Origin of the sequence: Halomonas sp. RT37 (assembly GCF_040070525.1) — a bacterium.
Lineage (GTDB): Bacteria > Pseudomonadota > Gammaproteobacteria > Pseudomonadales > Halomonadaceae > Halomonas > Halomonas litopenaei.
On sequence record NZ_CP098827.1, the window covers coordinates 299,904 to 317,327 of the forward strand.

Annotated in this window: 17 protein-coding genes; 4 read left to right on the forward strand and 13 right to left on the reverse strand. The window is 64.4% G+C overall.

Annotated elements, in window-relative coordinates:
• Positions 1-9: 9 nt before the first annotated feature.
• From NFG58_RS01360 to NFG58_RS01380, 5 genes are all read right to left on the reverse strand, one after another.
• Positions 10-1,023 (reverse strand): TRAP transporter substrate-binding protein, encoded by a 1,014-nt coding sequence (locus tag NFG58_RS01360; protein WP_108131778.1) that lies wholly within the window; start codon positions 1,021-1,023, stop codon positions 10-12.
• Between the two features lie 71 nt (positions 1,024-1,094).
• The gene (locus tag NFG58_RS01365; protein WP_108131777.1) at positions 1,095-2,072 is read right to left on the reverse strand and encodes a D-glycerate dehydrogenase; all 978 of its coding nucleotides are present in this window, start codon (positions 2,070-2,072) and stop codon (positions 1,095-1,097) included.
• Between the two features lie 119 nt (positions 2,073-2,191).
• Positions 2,192-3,163: a sugar kinase gene (locus NFG58_RS01370; protein WP_348827443.1), complete on the reverse strand. Its 972-nt coding sequence runs from the start codon at positions 3,161-3,163 to the stop codon at positions 2,192-2,194.
• Positions 3,160-4,245, reverse strand: coding sequence for a LacI family DNA-binding transcriptional regulator (locus tag NFG58_RS01375; protein WP_108131775.1), 1,086 nt, complete (start codon positions 4,243-4,245; stop codon positions 3,160-3,162). Before NFG58_RS01375 ends, NFG58_RS01370 begins: the two co-directional genes overlap by 4 nt.
• A gap of 258 nt (positions 4,246-4,503) precedes the next feature.
• On the reverse strand, positions 4,504-5,196 hold the full coding sequence (locus NFG58_RS01380) for an HAD-IA family hydrolase (RefSeq protein WP_045992255.1): 693 nt from the start codon (positions 5,194-5,196) through the stop codon (positions 4,504-4,506).
• Between the two features lie 250 nt (positions 5,197-5,446).
• On the opposite strand from NFG58_RS01380, the gene NFG58_RS01385 reads away from it, so the two are divergent.
• Positions 5,447-5,734, forward strand: a complete 288-nt coding sequence (locus NFG58_RS01385) for a DUF4235 domain-containing protein (RefSeq protein WP_052704310.1) — start codon at positions 5,447-5,449, stop codon at positions 5,732-5,734.
• 42 nt (positions 5,735-5,776) lie between these two features.
• Here NFG58_RS01385 and NFG58_RS01390 read toward each other — a convergent pair whose 3' ends face one another.
• The 3 genes from NFG58_RS01390 to NFG58_RS01400 all read right to left on the reverse strand — a co-directional run bounded on the left by NFG58_RS01390 (position 5,777) and on the right by NFG58_RS01400 (position 8,495).
• Positions 5,777-6,763 (reverse strand): 3-hydroxyacyl-CoA dehydrogenase, encoded by a 987-nt coding sequence (locus NFG58_RS01390; RefSeq protein WP_348827444.1) that lies wholly within the window; start codon positions 6,761-6,763, stop codon positions 5,777-5,779.
• Positions 6,760-7,851, reverse strand: a complete 1,092-nt coding sequence (locus tag NFG58_RS01395; RefSeq protein WP_348827445.1) for a zinc-binding dehydrogenase — start codon at positions 7,849-7,851, stop codon at positions 6,760-6,762. Before NFG58_RS01395 ends, NFG58_RS01390 begins: the two co-directional genes overlap by 4 nt.
• 122 nt (positions 7,852-7,973) lie before the next feature.
• Positions 7,974-8,495, reverse strand: a complete 522-nt coding sequence (locus tag NFG58_RS01400) for a 2,4'-dihydroxyacetophenone dioxygenase family protein (protein ID WP_348827446.1) — start codon at positions 8,493-8,495, stop codon at positions 7,974-7,976.
• A gap of 419 nt (positions 8,496-8,914) precedes the next feature.
• Between NFG58_RS01400 and NFG58_RS01405 the strand changes: the two genes are divergently transcribed.
• Together NFG58_RS01405 and NFG58_RS01410 are read left to right on the forward strand one after the other, a co-directional pair.
• Entirely contained in the window at positions 8,915-9,934 is a 1,020-nt protein-coding gene (locus NFG58_RS01405) for an AraC family transcriptional regulator (RefSeq protein WP_348827447.1), read from the forward strand.
• A gap of 268 nt (positions 9,935-10,202) precedes the next feature.
• Positions 10,203-11,291: a hypothetical protein gene (locus NFG58_RS01410; protein WP_045992250.1), complete on the forward strand. Its 1,089-nt coding sequence runs from the start codon at positions 10,203-10,205 to the stop codon at positions 11,289-11,291.
• A 106-nt stretch (positions 11,292-11,397) separates the two neighbouring features.
• Here NFG58_RS01410 and fba read toward each other — a convergent pair whose 3' ends face one another.
• From fba to NFG58_RS01435, 5 genes are all read right to left on the reverse strand, one after another.
• Complete coding sequence (fba, locus tag NFG58_RS01415) at positions 11,398-12,462, reverse strand: class II fructose-bisphosphate aldolase (protein WP_045992249.1); 1,065 nt, start codon at positions 12,460-12,462, stop codon at positions 11,398-11,400.
• 145 nt (positions 12,463-12,607) lie between these two features.
• Positions 12,608-13,771 (reverse strand): phosphoglycerate kinase, encoded by a 1,164-nt coding sequence (locus NFG58_RS01420; RefSeq protein WP_348827448.1) that lies wholly within the window; start codon positions 13,769-13,771, stop codon positions 12,608-12,610.
• 67 nt (positions 13,772-13,838) lie between these two features.
• Positions 13,839-14,867 (reverse strand): glyceraldehyde 3-phosphate dehydrogenase NAD-binding domain-containing protein, encoded by a 1,029-nt coding sequence (locus NFG58_RS01425; RefSeq protein ID WP_348827449.1) that lies wholly within the window; start codon positions 14,865-14,867, stop codon positions 13,839-13,841.
• Positions 14,868-15,003: 136 nt separating this feature from the next.
• The gene (locus tag NFG58_RS01430; RefSeq protein WP_045992246.1) at positions 15,004-15,720 is read right to left on the reverse strand and encodes an LrgB family protein; all 717 of its coding nucleotides are present in this window, start codon (positions 15,718-15,720) and stop codon (positions 15,004-15,006) included.
• Positions 15,717-16,100 carry a CidA/LrgA family protein gene (locus NFG58_RS01435; RefSeq protein WP_348827450.1) on the reverse strand — a complete coding sequence of 128 codons (384 nt, stop codon included), beginning with the start codon at positions 16,098-16,100 and terminating at the stop codon, positions 15,717-15,719. Before NFG58_RS01435 ends, NFG58_RS01430 begins: the two co-directional genes overlap by 4 nt.
• Before the next feature lie 174 nt (positions 16,101-16,274).
• Here NFG58_RS01435 and NFG58_RS01440 point away from each other — a divergent pair, with 174 nt between their 5' ends.
• Entirely contained in the window at positions 16,275-17,327 is a 1,053-nt protein-coding gene (locus NFG58_RS01440) for a class I fructose-bisphosphate aldolase (protein WP_222516157.1), read from the forward strand.
• The last annotated feature ends 97 nt before the right edge of the window (positions 17,328-17,424 follow it).

The window sequence follows — 17,424 nt, forward strand, 5'->3', positions numbered from 1 at the left end:
GGGGGGAGGTTACTCGGCGTTGACGATCATTTGATGCAGCTCGGTCAGGCCCATCTCCTCGATCACCTCGGCCAGCGGCTCACTGACGATTTCCTGCATCTTCTCGCGGTCGAGTTCATGCAGGGTCGCACCTTCTTCGACCAGCAGGTCGAGCGCCTCGGAGTCCTGATCGAGCTGTACCCCGCGGGCATAGCTTGCGGCCTGGTAAGCCGCATCCATGACCGCCTCCTGTTGCGCTTCGTCCAGCCGGTCCCAGGTCATCTCGGACATGGTCAGCAGGCGCACGGTGATGTCGTGTTCGGAAAGGCCGATGTGCGGCGCCACCTCATGGAAGCGCATACGGTGGATCCACTCCGCCTCGTTGAGCAGGCCATCGATGGCGCCCAGTTGCAGGCCGGTATAGATTTCCTTCCAGGCCATCACGGTGGGCTCGGTGCCGAGGGCAGACCAGGCGGTGATCAGCGGCTTGGTGGGGTTGGTGCGAAGCTTCATGCCCTCGAGATCTTCGAGGCTGTCGAGTGCCCGACTGGAGACGATCTGGCGCTTGCCACCGCCGAAGAATGCCAGCACTTTGACTCCGGTCTCGGCGGTGATCTGGTCGGCAATCTCACGGCCAACCTCACCGTCGAGCACGGTTTGCCAGTGCTCCTGGTCGCGGTACAGGAAGGGAATGGAAAAGACGTTGGCGGTATCCGAGAAGTCGGTGATCAATCCCGGGTTGATGATCGACATGTCGAGGGCACCCGCCATCTGCTGCTCGAACATTTCTGTCTCGTGCCCGAGCACGGAGTTGCCCATGATCTGCACTCCGAGGTCGGTGTCGGACTGTTCGAGCAGTTCCTTAAAGCGGGTGGCACCGAGATGGTAGGCAGTGTCCTCGGTGCCGCCGTGACCGAAGCGCAGATCGAAGGCTTGGGCGCTGGCACCGAGGCCGAGCCCGGCGAACAGGGTAGCGCCGACCAGCAGACCGTGGCCGAGGCGCGCAATGGAGGTGCGGGAAAGGGGCTTGGGGGTATGAGTCATGTAAACCTCGATTTATTGTGTTGTCAGGCGTTGGCCGATTCAGGGGATGGGGCCGGCCACCCCATGGATCTTCAGTCGTTCAGCACTTCGTCGTTGACTGGACTCAACGGGCGTTCGCCCTTGAGCGCCAGGCGGATATTGTCCACCGCGCGCTGGGCCATGGCGGTACGCGTCTCGTGGGTGGCCGAGCCGATATGGGGCAGGGCGACCACATTGGCCATGTGCGGCAGCGGTGAATCTGCGGGCAGCGGCTCCTGCTCGTAGACGTCGAGGCCGGCGGCGTGCAGGGTGCCGTCTTGCAGCGCCGCGATCATGGCGGCTTCGTCTACCACCTTGCCACGGGCCAGGTTGACGAAGATGGCGCCGGGCTTCATGCGCTGGAACTCGGCGGCTCCAAAGAGCTTTTCGGTCTCGCGGGAGAGCGGCACCGTGACGCAGACGAAATCGGCCTGCTCGAGCAGCTCTTCCAGCTCGCGTCGCTGGGCGCCGAGTTCTCGCTCGAGCTCAGGCTTGGGTGAGGCCTTGGTATAGAGGATCTTCATGCCGAAGCCCAGGGCGCCGCGGCGGGCGATGGCGGCGCCGATGCGGCCCATGCCGACCATGCCCAGGGTCTTGCCGTGGACGTCGCTGCCATAGAGCGGCTTGCCGATGCTTTCCTTCCAGTTGCCTTGCTTGACCAGCTCGGCCAGTTCGACGGCTCGCCGTGCGGTGCTCATGATCAGCAGAAAGCCCGTATCGGCGGTGGTCTCGGTCAAGACGTCAGGGGTGTTGCACAACAGGATGCCGCGGCGGGTCAGCTCGTCGAGGGGATAGTTGTCGTAGCCCACCGAAATACTGGCGATAGCCTCGAGGTTCGGCGCCCTGTCGAGCAGCGAGGAGGTGATCTTGAGGCTTGAACCAACCAGGCCATGAGCCCGTGACAGGGCGTCGACAAAGGCCGGGTCCTCCGTATGCGAGACGCCCGGCAGGTAGTCCACGTGGAACTCCTCGCGCAGGGCGTCGAGCTGCTCTTGGTTGATCTCGCGAAATACCAGGATGCGTTTGGTCATGGGGTGCTCTTGTCGTTGTGGTGCGGTGGGTTGCCGGCCGTCCTTTTCGGCATGGGGCAGCCGGGGGCCGCGTCGGGTGACGTCTGCCGAAGGCAAGGGGGCCTTCGGCAGTCGGCGCGTCAGGCCGCGGTTGCGGCTTCCAGTTGGTCCAGGCGCTCGCGGTCGGGGAGTCCTTCCATGTCGCCCGGTACCTGGACCTGCTCGGCGCCGATAAGGTTGGCGCGCTTGAGCGCCTGGCGTGGATCGAGACCATCGAGCATGGCGCTGACGAAGCCCACGGCGAAGCCATCCCCGGCGCCGACGGTATCAACCACCGTCTCCACCGGGACGCCGGCCACGGTGAAGGCTTCGTCTTGCCCTGTCAGGGAGCCGCGGTAGTAGCTGCCCTCCGGGCCTAGCTTGATCACCACGGCATCTGCACCCTGATCCAGGTAGAAGCCGGCGATATCGTGGGCGCTGGTCTGGCCGGTCAGCAACTGGCCCTCGGACAGGCCGGGCAGCACCCAGTTGGCCTGGGCGGCCAGGCCGTTGAGGGTGTCGCGCATCTCGCTTTCGCTGGCCCACAGGGTCGGACGCAGGTTGGGATCGAAGGACACGCTGGTGCCATGCTGGCGGGCCTTTTCGAGCAGAAACTGCGAGAGTTCACGGCAGCTGGCGGACAACGCAGGCGGGATGCCGGTTGCGTGCAGATGGCGCAGGGTGCTGAAGTCGACGTCCTGGGCGTCGGCCGGCGACAGCTTGCTGGCGGCGCTGTTGTGGCGACGGTATTCGACTCGGGGATCCGCGCCGCCCACCGCGCGCTCCTTGAACACCAGACCGGTGGCGTGCTCGGCGTCGGTGATCAGGTAGCGACAGTCGAGGCCTTCGCGCTCCAGGCTCGCACGCAGGTAGCGGCCAAAACAGTCTTCGCCGACCCGACTGAGCCAGCCCACCTTGAAGCCCAGCCGTGACAGGCCGATGGCCACGTTGGTGTCGGCGCCGGCACAGCTGCGCGAAAAGCGCTCGACCTCGGCCAGGTCGCCAGGGGCGTCGGCGGCGAACAGCGTCATGGCCTCGCCGAAGGTAAGGATGTCAGGAGTGTTCTGGTTCATGAGGAGGTCTCTGAGGTGGAAGACGAAGAGGACACTGAGGAAGGCTCCGCAGTGGCGGAAGGGGTGGCAGCGGGCTGGGTGGAGCCCCTTGCCGTCAGCGTCGGGGCGAAGGTCGCACGCTGCGGCGCCTGCCGAGGCCCGACGGCACGGGCGCGCAGGCAGTCGACGGCGGCCTGACCGATGGCACCGGTGGGCTGGGCAAGGGTGGTGATGCCCGGTTCGGTCAGGTCACACCACTCTAGCTCGTCGATGCCCATCAGCCCGATCTCTCCCAGGAGGTAGCCGAGGGCCTTCATGCGTCGGGTCAGTGCCAGGGTTACCTGGCCATTGGCGCAGAGGATCGCCGGGCGGGAATCGCCTGCGCTATCGACAAATCGAGCCAATGCCTGGTCCAGGCGTTGGCGATCGCCAAGCTCGATGACCAGGGTGTCGCCGGATAGCGAGCCGTCACGGCAGCGCTGGTTGAAGCGCTCCAGACGAGCTTGACGAGAGCTGGCCTGGGCCGGCGGTTCGGTAATGAACAACAGGCGCCCGTAGCCCTGTTCGCGCAAGTGCGCGATGGCCATGTCGATGGCGGCGTCGTTGTCGAGCCCTACCTCGTCGGCATGGACGTCGGCGAGGCTGCGATCGAGCAGTACCAACGGCGTGCCGCTGTCGGCCAGCTGGGCGAGGGCGTCGCTGTGGCGGCCGGTCGCGTTTACCACCAGGCCCTCGATACGGTAGGACGACAGCAGCGCCAGCTGCTGGCGCTCCTGCTCGAGGTCGTTATCGCTGTTGCACACCATCAACGACAGTCCCGCCTGACGACAGGCCTGTTCGACGCCATGCATGATCGCCACCGAAAAAGGATTGCGGATATCGGCCACCAGCATGCCGACCAGGCCGGAGGGGCCTCCCTTGAGGCCCCGGGCCATGGGATTGGGCTGGTAGCCCAGCGCAGTGGCGGCAGCGACGATACGCTCGCGCATGGCCCCGGACAGCCGTTCTCGTTCACCGCTGTAGTAGCGCGAGACGCTGGTCTTGGAGACGCCAGCCTGGCGGGCGACTTCGAGGATGGTGGCGGGTCGACGGCGGTCATTCATGGGGCGGCTCTTGGATAAGATGGCATCGTCCGTTTACAAGGGCGACGCTGGCGAGCCCTGTCGAGGTGGGCAGGCCAGGTGATGCGACAACGGCAGGACGTCGAGAAGTCCGTATGGGAACGTTCCCATTGGCTGACAAGCTTAGGCGCTAAAGGCCGAAGCCAGCAACAAGGCGTGCCTTAGACAATGGTCTTGAGGTGATGTAGAGCAATGAAAAGGCCCGACAATTGCCGGGCCTCAGGGTATATGCAGCGGAATTTAGCCGCTGGAGAGCATGGCGTGTCTGTCGCGATCCTTCTGCAGCCGTGAGATGACCGTCGGCAGCTGGAACATGCTGGTGATCATGTGGGCGCCTTCGGGCGTTTCTTCGGCATCGGCGAAGCGATTGAGGTGGACCACGGTCATGCCTGCGGCCAGGGCCGCGTTGACGCCGACGATGGCGTCATCGATGGCGATGCAGTCCTCGGCGGCGAAGCCCATGATGCTGGCGGCATGCAGGTACAGGCAGGGGTCCGGCTTCCAGCAGTTGGCCGTGTAGCCGCTGAACAGGCGATTGCCGAACACCTCGGTCAGGCCCACGGTGGCAAGCGAGGTGCGCACCTTGTTTTCGGGGCCGTTGGAAACCACGCCCATGGGGTAGTGCGACAGCGCGGCGAGGGCCTCGGTGGCACCGGCGATGGGGGTCAGGTCGGTGGCCAGGCGGCGGTTGAGGTTGGCGCGCATGCTCGCTTCCAGCACCTCGAGGTGGTCCGGATCGACCTGACCATGTTGTGCCTCGAGGGTGGCGACGATGTTGCGAAAGCGCGCGCCGCGAAAGTCGCCCATATAGTCCTCGGCCCGGAACGGCAGTCCGGCGGCGGAGAGGCTGACGGCCATCTCGGCGGCCAGCAGGGGTTCACTGTCCACCAGGGTACCGTCACAGTCGAACAGCAGGCAGAGGGGGCGAGCCATGGAGGCGACCTCGCGATTCGTTGCGTTATCGAACAGTGTTGCAGATTTCTGCGGAGTCTGCCTGTGTTCGAAGTCGAAAACCACAATTTTTGAACACTGTTTTTTCACGCTGCGCAGTCCGCACTATTGCGGTGCGGAAAAGGGGAATTTGAGGCGGCGAGGACCTCTTCGCTATGCTGAAACACTGCGGTGTTCGAAACACCACATTCTCGGGGCGGGATGGCCCCGGCCATGGTTCAAGGAGGTACTCATGAAAGAAGAGACACTGTGGTCCATCGTGGGATCCGCGGCCGCGGTGGGGGCCAGCGTGATGTCACGCAAGGCCGCCAAGCGTGCCTATCAAAAGGTATCGGACAAGGAACCGCCGGAAAATCCGGATCGCGACGACGTCGAGTGGCGCGAGGCGATCCTGTGGGGAGCCGCTACCGGCGTGATGGTCGGCGTGGCCCGCGTAGTGGGCCGTAGCGCCGGGCGCAAGGCGCTGGACAAGACCCGCAAGGGCGGGCGTTCTGCCAGGCTGCTGCCCGGCAAGCGTTGATCACAGTACAGCAAGGGGCGTCGCCCACCGCCCCTTCCTGGGTCAACCCGTCATGCCCTTGAGCACCTGGGCCGCGATGTGACCTGCTTCGCTGTGGTCGGGGATCGCCATGAAGGTGCTCTGGGAGTAGGCGGGGTCGGGATAACGATAGAAGCCTTCGCCACTGGGCAGACCTAGCTTTCCGTTGGCAAGAAAACGCTGATGGAGGAAGTCGGCGTTGGCCCGCATCTCGTCGTTGTCGTCGACCTCGCCCCAGTGGTGGCTGACGTCGAAGCACGTCTTCATGCCGATGATGTCCATCATGCCGCAGGGCCCCGCTGCAGAGCTCCACATTTTCATGAAGGTGCGGTCGATCATCTCGGCGCTGCCGACGCCCTCACGCAGCAGGGTCAGGGAAGCTGTCAGCAGTGGCACCAGCCAGCTGTTGATCAGATAGCCGTTGCGCGGCTTTTCGACCGGGATGGGGATCATGCCGATGTCGATGGCGAAGCGCGTAACCGACTCCAGGGTAGTGCGTGATGTGCGTGGGTGAGCCATCACCTCGGCCACATTCATGATCCACACCAGGTTGGCGAAGTGCAGCGCGCAGTAGCGCTCCGGGCGTCCGCTGTCATCGGCGAAGTCGGCGGGTAGCAGGGTCGAGGAATTGGTTGCCACCAGGGTCTCGGGGCTGAGCAGCGGTGACAAGGTCCGGTACAGCTGGCGCTTGATCTCGGGATCTTCGGGTACGGCTTCGATCACCAGTTCGGCGTCGGCCACCGCTTCGGCCAGGTCGCTGGTGTAGGCGAGCCGCGCGCGGGTGGCGGCGATGGCTTCGGGCTTGGCGCACACGTCGGCCTGATAGATGCCGGCGTAGTGGTCATGGCTTGCGCGGCAGCGCTCCAGCGCCGTGTCGTCGATGTCATAGACGATGACACTCTTGCCCTTGAAGGCGCTGTGCCAGGCGATCTGGCCACCCAGGACGCCGCCACCCAGCACGCACAGCCTGTGTGGTCCATTTTCGAGAGAAGAGGAAAGGCTCGGGGTCATGTTCTGTCTCCGTGCTGGATCAGAATCTTGGCGTGATCACCGGGATGGCGAAGCGTCTCGAAGACCGCAGGGACCCCGTCGAGGGTGACGCGGTCGGTGATCAAGGGGGCGGCGTCGAGGCGGCCGTCGGCGAGGTCGGTGAGGGTGGCAGCGAACTCCTCGGGGCGGTAGCCGAACGAGAAGCTGAGGTCCAGCTCCTTGCCAATACCGACGATCGGCTCGATCTGATCGGTCTGCATGCAGACGCCGACCACCACCAGCCGGCTTCTTGGTGGCAGGTCGAGCATGGTCCGGGCGATCAGACCGGGCACGCCGACACACTCGAAGGCCACGCAAGGCCTGGGCTGAGCGCCGATCGACAGCATTGCCATGGGGCCGTACATGTCGAAGCCCTGTGGCGCTTCTGCGGCCTCGAGCCAGCAATCAAAGGGGGCACGTTCGGCCGGATCGACAACGATATCGGCACCCAGGCACTCGGCCAGTTGGCGCCGATGGGGGGAGAAGTCGGTGGCCACCACCGGGCCAAAGCCGGCCGCCTTCAGTGCCATCACCACCGACAGGCCGACCGGACCGCAGCCGATCACGATCGGCACTTCGCCTCCGGCGAGCCGGGCTCTGGCGACGGCGTGGCGGCCGATGGCCAGTGGCTCGGTCAGTGCCGCCAGTTCGCTGGGCAAATCGCCGGGCACCTCCAGCAGACTGTGTTCCTGAAGGCGCATCAGCTCACCGAAGCCGCCGGGGTAGGCGTTGGCATAGCCGATGTGATGAAAGCCTTGGGCGTTGACCGCGTAGGGCACCGAGCAGACGCGGGTTCCGGCCTTGTATCGCTTGTCGCAGCCGGGGCCGTGGTCGAGGATCTCGGCACAGAATTCGTGGCCGAAGACCACGCCCTGGTCCGGTTCGAAGGCCACCGGAACGCGGCCCTTGCGAAGCCCCGCCAGCGCATCGTGACAGTGATCTGCCATGTGCAGATCGCTGCCGCAGATACCGCAGGCCAGGGTCTTGACCAGCACTTCTCCCGCTTCCGGCGTCGGGTCGGGCAGTGACTCGAGGCCGAGTCGCTCGTTGCGCAGGACGATCGCGCGCATGGGGAATCTCCTTGGCGTCGATGACGGGCCCCGCGGCACCTGCCTGGCGGGACACATACCGAGCGCAATTGTTGTAGGGAGTCTTGTCGATTGACGCCGCGTGGAGGCGTGATCTTGGCGGGCTAGCGCGGCGCGTCGGTGTAGTGCGGTTGGGGAGGCGTGACATAGCGCGCCGGGTCGAGGCCGCGCTCGGTGATCAGTGCATCGATGAGCCCCATGATGCTGCTGGCGTCCATCAGCCCCAGATAGTTGCCTTGCTGATCGAAGTTGACGTTGGCGCCCTCGACGACCATGAAGGTGTCGGTGATCCCGTCATTGTCGGCGGGAGTGGCGAAGGTATGGATGGAGCCGCCGGGCTCGTACAGGTAGCAGCCGGCGGTCTGGGGTTGATCGGGATACTCGAGATAGTGCCAGCGTCCCGACAGGGTGAAGAAGTGCACCGTACCGGTGTGGTAGTGCTTGGGCAGCACCACACCGGGTTTGAACTTCACCCGCAGCACCCAGACGCCGTTGTGCGGGTCGAGAAACAGCGGCTGGACGTCGACGCCGGGGATGCCTGGCAGCGCGTCTTCATAGATGGGGAGTTCCTGGGTATCCAGGGTCAACAGGGCATCATGGGTCGAAAACTGGAAAGGAAATGGCATCTTGTTGTCGCTCTTGTCGTGGATGGATCAAAGAAACGTCTTCGAAGCATCATCCTCGTCTGCCTGACATCCTCCGATTTGACATTTGATGACAAGGATTTGACCTAGCGCGACACTTAGGGCTAGACCTTAGATGGAGAGGGCTAGGGCTTGTCTGAAAAGTGCCTGCGCTCGGAAATACGGCGTTAAAAATCGGATCAAAATGCTCATTTACACCCCGTAAACTGCGCTTTCTCACCGATTTTTGCCTTGTCTAACCTTCGCTCGTCGACTTTTCGGACAGCGCCTAGTCCAAGCGCGCTGGAGGCAAGAGCCCAAGGATCAACCGCCTCGAAAACGATGAACCGCTTCGAAAATTGAAGAGAGAATCAGCATCCGAGCAACGTAGGTGGTAAGGAAGTCAGGCTGAGGGAGAGAGCATGGCCGACTATTCGCGAGCGTCGTCACTGCACGGTTTTGCCAACTTCGCGCGCCAGCAGGGCATCGACCCCGAGGCCCAGCTTGCCAGGGTGGGGCTATCGCTCTCGTTGCTGGAGTCGCCGGAAAGCATCATCGAGTTCTCGAGTCTGGCGATGCTGCTCGAAAACTGTGCCGAAGCATCCGGAGATTCGCTGTTCGGCCTGAAGTTCGGCCAGTACCAGGGAGTCGATATCTTCGGACCCTTGCTCTACCTGATTCAGAATGCCGCTACGGTCGGCCTGGCGCTGGAGGAGCTGGCACATCACTTTTCCGCCCACTCGAGCAGTGCGGTCATCGACATCGAACGTGGCCCCCGCCAGGCCTTTCTCAGCTACACCATGGTGGGGGGCGGGGCGGCTCCCGGTCGCCAGATCAGCGAGTTGCCGGTAGGCGTCGGCCAGCGCCTGCTGTCGTTGCTGCTGGGGCCGCAGTGGCGTCCCAGGGCCATCTATCTGGCGACGTCCCCCAGCGTGCCTGCGCTCCTGTATCAGCGTTTGCTGGGGGTGGTGCCGACCTTCAACAGCCCTTCCGATGGCTGGCTGCTGGAATGTTCCGACCTCGAGCGTCCTCTGGTGACCGCCGACGGACGTCTGCATCGCTTGATGGAGCAGTATCTGACCTATCGGCTGGAACAACTCCCTCAAGATCTGGTCGATGAAGTGTCGTGGCAAATCCGTCAGCAGCTGGGGCAGGGGGGCGCTGGACTCGATGACATCGCCAGGCGACTGGCGCTGAACCCGAGAACGCTGCAGCGACGTCTGGCCACCAGGGGGCGATGTTTCCAGGATCTGGTCGATGAGGTCCGCAGGCAGTTGGCGATTCATTATCTTCGGGAAACGTCGCTGCCGTTGACCGATATCGCGAATCTGCTGGGCTACTCCGAGTTGAGCGCGCTGACGCGAGGTTGTCGCCGCTGGTTTGGGGTTGCGCCGAGTCGCTGGCGCCAGCACCAGCGGCGGAGATCGAACGGCGCAGGTTAGGCGCTGGTCTTCGAGTCGGCAGCCCGGGTGGTGGGCGCGAGGCGATTGCGCTGAAGTGCGCTTAGGTTATCGCTTCAGCACAGCTGCAGCCGGGTGTGGTCCGAAGGATGTGTTTCACTCTCCATGGGGACGGCCCGTGTACCCCTGATGTGGCCATGCCAAGGGGCGCCCAGGTCTTGGTGGACACTAGACTTGTTGCTGCTGACATCACTGTCATCAAGGTTGCCATCAAGAGAGCTATCACCATGAGCGAAGGAGAGGCGCGACGATGACGCCGCTATGGAAGGCATATCGGTTTACGCGCCGCGAGCAGCATGCCGCGGAAGCGGCCAGATCACGGGAGTCGCTGATCCAGATCCTGGATCGCGCCCGGGACGAGGACGTGTCGCTCAACCCGCGTCCTTCCTCCACGATTCTGGCGCTGGGGCTTCTCTGCCTGTTGCTGGGCACGCTCGGCTTTATCATCACCCTGGCGGGAGGGCTCTCCTGGCCGTGGCTGATTCCGCTGGCGCTGGTCGGGGCAGCCTTGCTGGGTTTCGACTGGCACGCCACCGAGCGGGTGGCCGCCTTCCTGCGACTGTTGGTGCGGCGTGCGGCGGAGCTCGACTTTCGACTGGCCGAGCCCGATGTCGATCTTGATGCGATGCTGACGACGCTCCGGCGAAAGATCACCGACTTTCAGCGTACCTATGCGGACAATGGCGAGCTTGAGTACTGCCGCAGGGCTGCTGATGAGCGCGTCGGTGGCGAATACTGGGTCTATCGCTTCGCCTATGACGAGGGCATGGACAAGGACCGTCGGACCTATCATCGCAACGGCCTGATCTGCGATCTCTTCGAGGTGGCGGCGGTGGATCTTTGCAACCCGCGAGAGGGCAAGTGGCGACTGTTGCACCACGGTTCCACTGGCGAACGCTGGGGAGAGGGTGCCTTTTCTCGCTATTTCGTCGCCTGCACGGCGGAACATGACGCCCTGGCGGCGTTTCTTACCGATGATGTCGTTGACTGTCTCGTGCGTCTTGCCCGCAGTTATCCGGAACTGAACGTTCAGGTCACCCGGGATCATCTGCTGTGTCTGACCTGGTCCGGCGAAGACCCCTACGCGCGGTTATTCGAGCCTGTCTCGGTGGCGCCTGCTGCGCGGCGGGCACCCTTTACCTCGAGCCAGGCGCCGGGGGAAGACCCCGATGAGGTCTATCGGGCGCTGGAGCGACGACTGCGTGCTCCGCGCCATCTCACCGCGCTGGAGCCGCTGCTCAATGCCATCGAGGACATTCGCGCCGAGCTACCGGTGTCCTCGGCCCGCACGGAGGCCAATATTCCGTTGCGGCGACGGCTGGAAGAGTCCACCTGCTGACACCTGACGAGCGGTTTGGTGTTGTGCCAGCGGCGCACAACGAAACGCCCCAAGCCTTGCCGGCATGGGGCGTTTTGCGTTACCGCTGCGGGAACCTGATCGACGCTTACTTCACCTTTGGATCAAGTTCACCTCGGGCGTAGCGCTCGAACATGCCCTCCAGGCTGATCGGCTTGATCCTGCTGGCGTTGCCGGCGGTGCCGAAGGCTTCGTAGCGGGCGATGCAGATGTCCTTCATGGCGCTGACGGTAAGCTTGAGGAACTTGCGCGGGTCGAACTCTGCCGGGTTCTCGGCCAGGAAGCGACGTACCGCACCGGTCGAGGCCAGACGCAGATCGGTGTCGATGTTGACCTTGCGCACGCCGTGCTTGATGCCCTCGACGATTTCTTCCACCGGGACGCCGTAGGTCTCGGGGATGGCACCACCGTTGGCGTTGATCACCTCGAGCCACTCCTGGGGCACGCTGGAGGAGCCGTGCATGACCAGGTGGGTGTCCGGGATGCGCTCGTGGATTTCCTTGATACGCTGGATCGACAGGGTGTCGCCGGTGGGCGGACGGGTGAACTTGTAGGCGCCGTGGCTGGTGCCGATGGCGATGGCCAGGGCGTCGACGCCGGTGGCCTTGACGAAGTCGGCGGCCTCTTCCGGGTCGGTCAGCAGCTGGTCGTGGCTCAGCTTGCCCTCGGCGCCGATGCCGTCTTCCTCACCGGCCATGCCGGTTTCCAGGCTGCCCAGGCAGCCGAGCTCACCTTCTACCGAGACGCCACAGGCGTGGGCCATCTCGACGGTGCGGCGGGTGACATCGACGTTGTAGTCGTAGTCTGCCGGGGTCTTGCCGTCCTCGCCCAGGGAGCCGTCCATCATCACCGAGGAGAAGCCGAGCTGGATCGAGCGCTGGCACACAGCGGGGCTGGTGCCGTGGTCCTGGTGCATGACCACCGGAATATGCGGAAACTCTTCCACGGCGGCCAGGATCAGGTGGCGCAGGAAGGGGGCGCCGGCGTATTTACGGGCGCCGGCGGAGGCCTGCAGGATCACCGGGGAATCGGTGGCGTCCGCGGCTTCCATGATGGCGCGAACCTGCTCGAGGTTATTGACGTTGAAGGCCGGCACGCCGTAGCCATGTTCGGCGGCGTGGTCCAGCAATTGGCGCATACTGACGAGTGCCATGGAGGTACCTGATTCTTGAAGAGGTCGAGAGCGCGATGCTGTCGCGCCCATGTCGCTTGGGTTGTCAAAGGGCCGGCGATGGCCGGCCCCGGGGCTTAGGCTTGGTAGAAAGCACCGGCGAGCGCCGCTGCTTTTTCGGCAAACCTCAGCGAGCGGCCGCCTCGAGGGCGCTGACCGCCGGCAGTTCCTTGCCCTCGACGTACTCGAGGAAGGCACCGCCTCCGGTGGAGATATAGGACACCTGCTCGGCGATGCCGTACTTGTCGATGGCTGCCAGGGTGTCACCGCCGCCGGCGATGGAGAAGCCGTCGCTTTCGGCGATGGCCTTGGACAGGGCCTCGGTGCCGCCACCGAACTGGTCGATCTCGAACACCCCGACGGGGCCGTTCCACAGGATGGTGCCGGCGCTCTTGAGCATGTCGCCCAGGCGGGCGGCGGTATCCGGGCCGATGTCGAGGATCATTTCGTTGTCGGCGACCTGGTCCACCGGCTTGGTGACGGCTTCGGCGGAGTCGGAGAACTCGGTGGCCACGACCACATCGGTGGGCAGCGGAATCTCGACCCTGGCCATCAGCGCCTTGGCCTTGTCCACCAGGTCGGCCTCGTAAAGAGACTTGCCGACGTTGTGACCCGCCGCGGCGATGAAGGTGTTGGCGATACCGCCGCCGACGATCAGCTGGTCGCACTTCTCGGACAGGGCGTTGAGCACCTCGAGCTTGGTCGAGACCTTGGAGCCGCCGACGATGGCGGTCATCGGGCGCCTGGGAGTCGCCAACGCCTTTTCCAGGGCATCGAGTTCGGCGGCCAGCAAGGGGCCCGCGCAGGCGGTCGGTGCGAAGCGGGCCACCCCGTGGGTGGAGGCCTGGGCACGGTGGGCGGTACCGAAGGCGTCCATCACAAAGACGTCACACAGCTCGGCGTAGCGCTTGGCCAGGGCTTCGTCGTCCTTCTTCTCGCCCTGGTTGAAGCGCACGTTCTCGAGCAGTACCACGTCGCCGTCTTCCAGGCTCGGCTCCTGCTCGAGATAGTCGGTCACCAGGCGCACTTGGCAGTCCAGCAGGTCACCGAGGTAGGCCGCCACCGGTGCCAGGGTGAACTCGTCGGCCGGCTCTCCTTCGGTGGGGCGGCCCAGGTGGCTCATCAGCAGCACCTTGGCACCTGCGTCGCGAGCTGCCTTGATGGTCGGCAAGCTGGCGCGCAGACGGGCATCGCTGGTCACCTGGCCGTGTTTGACAGGTACGTTGAGGTCTTCGCGAATCAGTACCCGCTGACCCTTGAGGTCGAGATCGGTCATCTTGCGCACGTTCATGTCGGCAGATCCTCGTCTGGAAAGTCTGAGGGAGACAGCGAATGGCAACGGCTGGTCAGTGGAAGTGTCATCGCTCGGGAACCCGGGGAAGGCTGGCGAGGCGCCCGGCCACGTCCAGCATGCGGTTGGCGAAGCCCCATTCGTTGTCGAACCAGCAAAGCAGCTTGAGCAGGCGGCCACCGGCCACCCGCGTCTGAGTGGCGTCTACGATACCGGAGCGGGGATCGTGGTTGAAGTCGATGGACGCCATGGGCTCCTCGGTATACCCCAGCAGGTCAGGAAGCCGTGACTCGCTGGCCTCGCGCAGCAGTCGATTGACCTCGCTGGCCGAGGTATCGCGCTTGACGCAGATGGACATGTCCATGGCCGAGACGTTGATCGTCGGCACCCGTACATGGAGGCACTCGAAGCGCTCCGCCAGGTGCGGCATCAGGCGATTGATGCCTCGGGCCAGGCCGGTGTCCACCGGCACGATGGATTGCATCGCCGAGCGGGTCAGGCGCAGATCGGTCTGGTGGTAGGCATCGATCACCGGCTGGTCGTTCATGGCCGAGTGAATGGTCGTGGTCACACCGTGCTCGATGCCCAGCGCCTCGTCGAGCACGGTCAGGATCGGCACCAGGCAGTTGGTGGTGCAGGACGCTGCCGAGACCACCCGGACGTCGGGCGTCAGGTCGTCGTCATTGATGCCGCTGACGATGGTGGCGTCGACGTCGCTTTCCGCCGGCTGGGAGAACAACAGCCGGCCGGCTCCTGCCGCGAGATGGCGCTCGGCGGTGGCGCGATCCTTGAAGCTGCCGGAGCACTCCAGCACCAGGTCGATGCCTAGCGCCCGCCAGGGCAGGCGGTCAGGGTCCTCTTCGGACAGCACCCGGATCGCATGCCCGTTGATGATCAGATGGCCGTCGCGGCTTTCCACCCGGCCGGGGAAGCGTCCGTGGGTGGTGTCGTAGCGCGTCAGGTAGGTAATGGTATCGAGTCCCGAGAGCTCATTGATCGCCACCACCTCGAAGCTGGGGTCGTTGCGTTCGATGAGGGCTCGCAGGACGCACTGGCCGATGCGGCCGTAGCCATTGATGGCAATACGCTGGGCCATGGGGCTCGATACTCTCCACGGAGGGATGGACACAGGCGCGAAAGTCTATCTCAAATCGCCCCGCGCGTCGCGGCTCCAGCGGCGTCACACTGGGCATAAAACCGCGCAGGTAGCATAAAAATAAAGCTGAATCGGTTCAGCCGAGCATGCCGGCCAGGCGCCAGGCCAGCGGCATCATCAGTGCCGTCAGCACCCCGGTCAGCGTCATGCCGAGAGAAGCGAAGGCGCCGGCGGTGGGGCCCAGCTCGAAGGCGCGCACAGTACCGATGGCGTGGCCGTTGATGCCCAGCGCCAGCCCCAGCAGGCGCTGATCGGTGATCTTCAAGAGCCGGCCGAACAGGCTGACGCAGGCGGTGGCCGCGACGCCGGTGATCAACAATCCCCCCATCAGGATCGGCACGGAGCCGCCCAGGCGCTCGGTGATGCCCATGGCGATGGGAGCGGTCACCGATTTGGGTGCCAGCGAGGCCAGCAGTTCCGGCGGCGCCCCCAGTGCCCAGGCGATCAGCAACGCATAGCAGGCGGCCAGCACCGTCGACACCGGCAGGCAGACCAGCAGCGGCCTCCACAGCGCGCGTATGTGGTGCATCTGCTGGTAGAGCGGTACCGCCAGGGCCACCGTGGCCGGGCCCAGCAACAGCATCAGCCACTGGGCGCCCTGGCGATAGTCGACGTAGGCGATGCCGGCCGCCTTGAGCGTCGCGGCGAGCAGCAACGAGGCCAGCAGTACCGGCGGGCACCAGCCGGGAGAGCCGAGCCGCCGAAACAGCGCCATGCCGGCCAAGTAGGCGCCGATGGACAGGGCGATGGCCAGCATCGGGGTATCGAGGTGATCGACCACGGCGAGGTTCATGAGGTCTTATCCTGGGCGGTGGTGGTCGCCTCGGAGGGCGTCGCCGGCAGCAGGCGGCGCATCAGCCACAGGGTGCTGGCAACGCTCAACAGGGTGCCCAGGGTCAGCGCCAGCCCCACGGCGAGCCAGTGCCCCGAGATCTGGTCGAGCACCCAGAACACCCCGACCACGCCGGGCATGATCAGCATCGCCAGCAGCATGATCAGCGGCTGTGCCGCCGCTGCCACGTCTTCGTGCATGCGGCCTCGTAGTACGAAGACACCAGTCAATAGCATCAGTCCGACGACGCCGGGGGACAGCGGCAGTTCACCCAGGCTGACCACCAGGTCGCCGACCAGCCACAGCAGCGAAAGCCATAAAAAGCCTCGTAACACGGACATTGCAATCCTCTTGGGTCATTGTCACTGGCCGGGGCCAGGGGAATTGAGCCATTGTGCCGACTCATGGTGCCTTGGTCAGCAGGGGCTCTCGTTGCAGCGCGTCATCCGCTACCCTGTGTAGACTGACTATTCGCCTACCGCCCGACTGGGTCGGGCATGACAGGGAGATTGATGATGAGTGATATTGCCAGCTGGCTGGGTGCCGAGGCAGAGGACCTTTTGACTCATGAATGTCGCGGTATCGCCAAGGAGCAACTCCACCTGCCGGGATCGGACTTCGTCGACCGGGTGATGATGGACTCCGACCGATCGCCAGCGGTGCTGCGCAGCATGCAGTCGATGTTCAACCATGGCCGCCTGGGCGGCACCGGTTACCTCAGCATCCTGCCGGTGGATCAGGGGATCGAACACTCCGCTGGCGCCTCTTTCGCGCCCAACCCGATCTACTTCGATCCGGCCAACATTGTGGAGCTGGCGATCGAGGGCGGCTGCAACGCCGTGGCTTCTACCCTGGGTGGCCTGTCGTCGGTGGCGCGCCGCTATGCCCACCGCATCCCGATGATGCTCAAGTTGAACCACAACGAGACGCTGACCTATCCGGCGATCTACGATCAGACCCTGTTCGCCGAGGTCGACCAGGCCTTCGACATGGGGTGCGTCGCCGTGGGTGCGACCATCTACTTCGGTTCTCCCGAGAGCCGTCGCCAGATCGAAGAGATCAGCGCGGCCTTCGAGCGCGCCCACGAGCTGGGCATGGTGACGGTGCTGTGGGCCTATCTGCGTAACCCGGCCTTCAAGCATGAGGGCACCGACTATCATGTGGCCTCCGACCTCACCAGTCAGGCGGTCCACCTGGCGGCGACGCTCAAGGCGGACATCGTCAAGCAGAAGCTGCCCGAGAACAACGATGGCTATCGTACCATCGGCTTCGGCAACACCCACGAGAAGGTCTACAGCGAGTTGACCAGCGATCACCCGATCGATCTGGCCCGCTATCAGGTGGCCAATGCCTACATGGGGCGTGCCGGGCTGATCAACTCTGGCGGTGCCTCCACCGGAGAGGGCGACCTGACCCAGGCAGTGCGTACCGCGGTGATCAACAAGCGGGCCGGTGGCATGGGCCTGATCTCCGGTCGCAAGGCCTTCCAGAAGCCGATGCGCGACGGGGTAAGCCTGCTCAACGCCATTCAGGACGTCTATCTGGCGCCGGATGTCACCATCGCCTGATCCAAGCCTGCCTCAACAACCGCGCAGGATAGAGGATCAGGCCGCCTAGGCCGACCATCAAGGTCGCTAGATACAGCAGGGGCACGGCGTAAGCCGT

Excerpts from the sequence above, each read along its gene's own strand:
- NFG58_RS01365 (WP_108131777.1), bottom strand. The coding sequence starts at position 2,072 with ATGACCAAACGCATCCTGGTATTTCGCGAGATCAACCAAGAGCAGCTC.
- fba (WP_045992249.1), bottom strand. The coding sequence starts at position 12,462 with ATGGCACTCGTCAGTATGCGCCAATTGCTGGACCACGCCGCCGAACAT.
- NFG58_RS01390 (WP_348827444.1), bottom strand. The coding sequence starts at position 6,763 with ATGACCCCGAGCCTTTCCTCTTCTCTCGAAAATGGACCACACAGGCTG.
- NFG58_RS01440 (WP_222516157.1), top strand. The coding sequence starts at position 16,275 with ATGAGTGATATTGCCAGCTGGCTGGGTGCCGAGGCAGAGGACCTTTTG.
- NFG58_RS01380 (WP_045992255.1), bottom strand. The coding sequence starts at position 5,196 with ATGGCTCGCCCCCTCTGCCTGCTGTTCGACTGTGACGGTACCCTGGTG.
- NFG58_RS01400 (WP_348827446.1), bottom strand. The coding sequence starts at position 8,495 with ATGCCATTTCCTTTCCAGTTTTCGACCCATGATGCCCTGTTGACCCTG.
- NFG58_RS01370 (WP_348827443.1), bottom strand. The coding sequence starts at position 3,163 with ATGAACCAGAACACTCCTGACATCCTTACCTTCGGCGAGGCCATGACG.
- NFG58_RS01385 (WP_052704310.1), top strand. The coding sequence starts at position 5,447 with ATGAAAGAAGAGACACTGTGGTCCATCGTGGGATCCGCGGCCGCGGTG.
- NFG58_RS01410 (WP_045992250.1), top strand. The coding sequence starts at position 10,203 with ATGACGCCGCTATGGAAGGCATATCGGTTTACGCGCCGCGAGCAGCAT.
- NFG58_RS01435 (WP_348827450.1), bottom strand. The coding sequence starts at position 16,100 with ATGTCCGTGTTACGAGGCTTTTTATGGCTTTCGCTGCTGTGGCTGGTC.
- NFG58_RS01360 (WP_108131778.1), bottom strand. The coding sequence starts at position 1,023 with ATGACTCATACCCCCAAGCCCCTTTCCCGCACCTCCATTGCGCGCCTC.
- NFG58_RS01430 (WP_045992246.1), bottom strand. The coding sequence starts at position 15,720 with ATGAACCTCGCCGTGGTCGATCACCTCGATACCCCGATGCTGGCCATC.
- NFG58_RS01405 (WP_348827447.1), top strand. The coding sequence starts at position 8,915 with ATGGCCGACTATTCGCGAGCGTCGTCACTGCACGGTTTTGCCAACTTC.
- NFG58_RS01425 (WP_348827449.1), bottom strand. The coding sequence starts at position 14,867 with ATGGCCCAGCGTATTGCCATCAATGGCTACGGCCGCATCGGCCAGTGC.
- NFG58_RS01395 (WP_348827445.1), bottom strand. The coding sequence starts at position 7,851 with ATGCGCGCGATCGTCCTGCGCAACGAGCGACTCGGCCTCGAGTCACTG.
- NFG58_RS01420 (WP_348827448.1), bottom strand. The coding sequence starts at position 13,771 with ATGAACGTGCGCAAGATGACCGATCTCGACCTCAAGGGTCAGCGGGTA.
- NFG58_RS01375 (WP_108131775.1), bottom strand. The coding sequence starts at position 4,245 with ATGAATGACCGCCGTCGACCCGCCACCATCCTCGAAGTCGCCCGCCAG.